The following is a 546-nucleotide window of genomic DNA, read 5'->3' on the forward strand; positions in this document are numbered from 1 at the left end:
TTCATGACTGGGGTGAAGTCGTAACAAGGTAGCGCTAGGGGAACCTGGCGCTGGATCACCTCCTTATACGATGATTATTCACGATGAGTGTCCACACAGATTGATATGGTTTGTAAAGTTTAAAGAGACGATACTGGGTCTGTAGCTCAGGTGGTTAGAGCGTTCGCCTGATAAGCGAGAGGTCGGTGGTTCGAGTCCACTCAGACCCACCAATTCCTTCAAGGAATTGGCATACAGTATCGACACTTGATGGGGCTATAGCTCAGCTGGGAGAGCGCCTGCCTTGCACGCAGGAGGTCTGCGGTTCGATCCCGCATAGCTCCACCATCTTTAAGCACTCTTACGAGAGTTTTTAAAAATGGTTCTTAATGAATCTAGCTCTTTAACAATTTGGAAAGCTGACTAAACAATCCTTGTCTTTAAATAGATGGGAGATTGTTTGTAAAGTTCTCAATGTTTGTCTTTAAGACAAACACCAAAAAACACATTCAAGTGTTCTTGGGAATGTCACTTTTAAGTGACTATTCGAAATTGAGTCCGGCAAAA

General features: G+C 44.0%; 2 tRNA genes and 1 rRNA gene. All 3 read left to right on the plus strand.

From position 1 onward, the window contains the following. A 16S ribosomal RNA gene (locus ACVA54_RS19680) occupies nucleotides 1–66 on the plus strand; the annotation flags it as partial. A 69-nt stretch (nucleotides 67–135) separates the two neighbouring features. Beyond that, a tRNA-Ile gene (locus ACVA54_RS19685) sits at nucleotides 136–212 on the plus strand. A gap of 39 nt (nucleotides 213–251) precedes the next feature. Next, nucleotides 252–327 (plus strand) — tRNA-Ala (locus tag ACVA54_RS19690). Nucleotides 328–546: the final 219 nt, after the last annotated feature.

The organism is Vibrio sp. PNB23_22_6 (assembly GCF_052877535.1).